This window comes from Noviherbaspirillum denitrificans (assembly GCF_002211445.1).
Lineage (GTDB): Bacteria > Pseudomonadota > Gammaproteobacteria > Burkholderiales > Burkholderiaceae_D > Noviherbaspirillum > Noviherbaspirillum denitrificans.
Window position 1 is genome coordinate 4,788,173 of the sequence record NZ_LSTO01000001.1, and the last position, 4,504, is coordinate 4,792,676.

At 66.7% G+C, this 4,504-nt stretch carries 5 protein-coding genes; all 5 read left to right on the top strand.

The features are described 5' to 3' along the window. Positions 1–1,846: hypothetical protein (locus AYR66_RS23285; protein ID WP_206047255.1), on the top strand; the 1,846-nt coding region annotated here is incomplete at its 5' end. Between the two features lie 42 nt (positions 1,847–1,888). Then, positions 1,889–2,851, top strand: coding sequence for an AAA family ATPase (locus tag AYR66_RS23290; protein WP_088709491.1), 963 nt, complete (start codon positions 1,889–1,891; stop codon positions 2,849–2,851). A gap of 26 nt (positions 2,852–2,877) precedes the next feature. Further along, entirely contained in the window at positions 2,878–3,750 is an 873-nt protein-coding gene (locus AYR66_RS23295) for a DUF58 domain-containing protein (RefSeq protein WP_088709492.1), read from the top strand. Continuing rightward, positions 3,747–4,205 (top strand): DUF4381 domain-containing protein, encoded by a 459-nt coding sequence (locus AYR66_RS23300; RefSeq protein ID WP_088709493.1) that lies wholly within the window; start codon positions 3,747–3,749, stop codon positions 4,203–4,205. Before AYR66_RS23295 ends, AYR66_RS23300 begins: the two co-directional genes overlap by 4 nt. Next, positions 4,202–4,504, top strand: a 303-nt coding sequence (locus AYR66_RS23305) for a vWA domain-containing protein (protein WP_474647541.1), incomplete at its 3' end; no start/stop codon positions are given. The genes AYR66_RS23300 and AYR66_RS23305, both read left to right, overlap by 4 nt.

Below are 4,504 nucleotides of genomic sequence, written 5' to 3' on the forward strand. Positions count from 1 at the left end.
CGGCGCCAACGCAGGTACCTACCAGCTGCTCGCAACCACGGAAACCGGTACCAACACGACCAACTACCGCACGATGGCGGTCGGCGACACCGTCACCGACAACATCGACGACACCACGGATACCGACTACTTCCGCATCACCCTCGGCGCAGGCAAGAGCTATGTGATGAAGATGATCGTCAGCGGCGGCGCCGGCACGCTTTCCGACACGGATATTTCCCTGCGCGACCTGTCCAACAACATCGTGACGCCGACCGGCACGCTGTCGACGACCACGGACTTCAGCCTGCGCTGGATCGGCACCGCTGCCGACTACTTCATCGAGGCCAAGGGCACCGGCGCCAATTACGGCACCTACAGCCTCGTGGCAATGGAAGAGACCGGCACCAACACCAGCAACTACAAAACGCTGGCGATGGGTAGCAGTGCGATGGATACCATCGACGACTTCACCGACACCGACTACTACCGCATCACGGTCGACAACACCAAGAGCTATTCGTTCAAGATGACGGTGACCGGTGGCGTCGGCACGCTAAGCGATACGTTCATGAACGTGCGCAACCTGTCGAACGTCATCCAGGGCGCCACCGGCTCCTACGCGACCACCGCCGACTATTTCTTCCGGTGGGAGCCCGGCACATCGGGCGACTACTATCTTGAAGCGATGGGCACCGGCGCCAATGCGGGCACCTACCGCATTTCCGCCGAAGTGGAAGCGGGCAGCAACATCGCGAAGGCATTGCCCATCGCCATGGGCACCATTCTCGACGCCGCCATCGATGACACCGCCGATATCGATTACTACAAGGTGACTGTCGACAACACCAAGAGCTATACCTTCAGGATGGTATCCAGCGGCGGCGTCGGCACGCTCACCGATTCGCTGCTGCAGGTGCGCAACGCATCGGACGCCCTGCAGACCGCGACGGCAACCAACGCCACGGGCTCGGACTACCTCTTCCGCTGGGATCCGACCACCTCCGGCGACTACTACCTCGATGCGCGCGGCGTGGGCGCCATCGCCGGCACCTATCGCCTGTATGCGGAAGTCGAGGCGGGCGGCTCGCGTGCGAAGGCGCTGCCGGTTGCCATCGGCACCACGACCAATGCATCCATCGATGACGCCGCCGACGTCGATTATTACAAGGTCTCCCTGGTGAACGGCAACACCTACCTGTTCAAGATGGTATCCAGCAATGGCGCCGGCACGCTGACCAATTCGAACCTGACGATGCAGAACTCGGGGGGCACTGGTGTAACCTCCTCCGGTACGCTCGACCTGCCGACGGATTACTGGTACCGCTATACGGCCACCGCGACCGGTGATTTCTACGTCGTCGCTCAAGGTGTTACCGGTACGACGGGTACCTACCAATTCATCGCGGAAATGGAACCAGGAAATACCAATGGAACGGCGCTCCCGATCGCTGTCGGTTCCTCTGTCGTAGGCGGGATCGAAACCGGCGCGGACACCGACTGGTGGGCAGTGGAACTGACGGGAGGCTACACCTACACGATCCGCATGCAGGGCACGACGAGTGATGCCTCGCTGACGCTGAGCGATACCTACATCAACGGTATCCGCGACATTTCGGGCGTGGTGCAGGCCGGCACCACGCAGGACGGCGGCTTGGGCGAAGGCGTAGTGACCGGATTCATCCCGACGGTCACCGGCACGTACTTCATCCAGGCGGACAACGGCGCAGGCAGCACCACCGCAACAGGTACCTACCGCCTCTCCGTCACGCAAACCAACCCGGTTCCTCTGCCCATGCAGATGCAAATGCATGAAGAAGTGACGCTGACCGGTGTATCGACGCTGGCGCCGGACATGCTGATGTAATGTAGATGGCGGCATTCCGCCATCGTGTAGTCGAGTCTTGCCATGAACCTGCATCAAACCTTCCACAACCTGCGCGCCTCCCTTGACAGGGAGGTGCTGGGCCAGGGACATCTCACCGAGCGCCTGCTGATCGCTTTGCTGGCGGACGGCCACCTTCTGCTGGAAGGGCCGCCCGGCCTGGCGAAAACGCGTGCCATCAAGGTGCTGGCGGCGCTCGTCGAGGGCAGCTTCCACCGCCTGCAGTTCACGCCTGACCTGCTGCCGGCCGACCTGACCGGCACCGAGGTGTTCCGCCCGCAGGACGGCAGTTTCCATTTCGAGCGCGGGCCGCTCTTCCATGAACTGGTGCTGGCCGATGAAATCAATCGCGCGCCGGCCAAGGTGCAGTCGGCGCTGCTGGAAGCGATGGCGGAGCGGCAAGTCACCATCGGGCGCGAAACCTATGCGATGCCGCCGCTGTTCATGGTGATGGCCACGCAGAACCCGATCGAGCACGAAGGCACCTATCCGCTGCCGGAAGCGCAGCTGGACCGCTTCCTGATGCAGGTGCAGGTCGATTATCCGGATGCGTCGACGGAACGCGGCATCCTCGCGCTGGCACGCAGGGATGCGCGGCGCGGCGCCGACATGCCGGCCGAGCCGTGCGCCAGCCGCGAGCAGGTCTTCGCGGCGCGGCAGGCGGTGCTCGACCTGCATGTCGCCGACGAGCTGGAAGACTACATCGTGCGCCTGGCCGAAGCCACGCGCCGGCCGGACAGCGTGGATGCGTCCCTGGCCGGGACGGTGCGCTATGGCGCCAGCCCGCGCGGCACGATCGCGCTGGAACGCTGCGCCCGCGCCCGCGCCTGGCTGGCGGGACGGGATTACGTCTCGCCGGAAGACATCCAGCAGGTGGCGCCCGACGTGCTTCGCCATCGCGTGCTGCTTACCTACGAGGCGCAGGCCGCCGGCATGACGGTGGACAGGCTGGCGGCGACCTTGCTGCAGAAGGTGCGCGTGCCGTGAACGCAGGGGATGGCACGGAAGGCTGCATGGCAGCGCTGGCGGACCTGGTGGCGCTGCGCACGCAGGTGCACGGCCGGCGCATCCGGCCGCCTGCCGCATCTGCCGGCGTGCCTGGAGGACGCGCGCCGGGCAAGCTCAACCGCGGCATGGAATTCGCCGAATCCCGTCCCTATCGCGCGGGCGACGATGTGCGCAGCATCGACTGGCGGCAGACCGCGCGGCGCGGCGTGCCCTTTACCAAACTGTTCCGCGAAGAGCATGAGCGCCCGGTGCACCTGCTTGTGGACCTTGGCCCGAGCATGCGCTTCGGCACCCGCGTCGCTTTCAAATCAGTGACCGCGGCGCGCGCCGCCGCGCTGCTCGCGTGGCAGGCGGTGGAAAACGGCGACCGCGTGGGCGGGATCGTGTTCGGCAGCGGGCACCGCGAGGTGCGTCCGCAGGGCCGGCACCAGGGCGCGCTCGCCTTGCTGCGCCAGCTCGCCGACATGTCCGCCGCAACGCCCGACGCGCAATCCTCGCTGGCCACCGCCTTGCCGGCGATGGCAAGCACGGTGCGTCCCGGCGGCATCTGCATCCTGGTCAGCGATTTCCAGTCCCTGGACGATGCGCTTGCGCAGGCGATCACCGCGCTGTCGCTGCGCAACGACGTCGCGCTGGTGCAGGTCAGCGACGTGTTCGAGTCGGCGCCGCCGCAGGGCCTCTTTCCGGTCAGCGACGGCACGCGCGGCACGGTGCTGGACTTGCGCAGCGATGCCAGCCGCACTGCCTGGCTGGCGCCGTTCGCGGCGCGTCGCGCGCTGCTGGACAAGCTTGCCCACCATCCACGCATCCGCCTGCTGGCACTGTCCACCGAAGAAGACCCGGCTTGCGTGCTGCGCCTGCTGGCCGGTTCGCCATGAACCCGCAAGCCCTCGACGCGCTGCGCGATATCCACCTTCCTCCCGAACCCGCGTGGTGGGCGATGCCGGAGGTGTGGGTGCTTGCCTCTGTCGTCATTGCCGTCGCCGCCTGGCTGCTGTTCAGGCGGGTGCGTTACCGGCGATTGCGCCATGCGCTGCGCGCCCTGTCGGTACTCGAAGCCGCGCATGCCCGCGACAACGACGCGGTGCATCTCGCGCGCGGCCTGTCGCAGCTGCTGCGCCGCTATGCGGCAGGCTGTTTTCCGCAAGCGGGCGTGGAAGGCTTGACGGGCAGTGCCTGGCTCGCGTTCCTCGACGCGCACGGTGGCGGCAATACCTTTACGGCAGGCGCGGGCACGGTGCTCGAAAGCCTGCCCTATCGCGCGTCCGGCAGCGCGGACACGCGCGCGCTGGTCGAAGCGGTGCGTCAGTGGCTGCGGGAGAACCCGCGATGAGTTTTGCCTGGCCCTGGCTGTTCCTTGCGTTGCCGCTGCCGTGGGCCGCGCGCCTGCTGCTGCCGCCGGCTGGACAAGGCGCGGCGCTGCGCCTGCCCCAATTACCCGATACGCCTGCGCACCTGCCGGCCATGCGCGCCCCGGCGTGGATCGCCGCCCTCGCCTGGCTGTTGCTGGTAACTGCCGCCGCCCGCCCGCAAATGCCGGGCGAACCTCTTCCCGCGCGCGGCGGTGCCGGCCTCGTGATGGCCTTTGACGTATCGATGAGCATGGCCACCGCCGACCTGCGGCCAGACGGC

Bases quoted from the DNA above. Each gene is read 5' to 3' on its own strand.
- AYR66_RS23290 (WP_088709491.1), top strand. From the start codon at position 1,889: ATGAACCTGCATCAAACCTTCCACAACCTGCGCGCCTCCCTTGACAGG.
- AYR66_RS23295 (WP_088709492.1), top strand. From the start codon at position 2,878: ATGGCAGCGCTGGCGGACCTGGTGGCGCTGCGCACGCAGGTGCACGGC.
- AYR66_RS23300 (WP_088709493.1), top strand. From the start codon at position 3,747: ATGAACCCGCAAGCCCTCGACGCGCTGCGCGATATCCACCTTCCTCCC.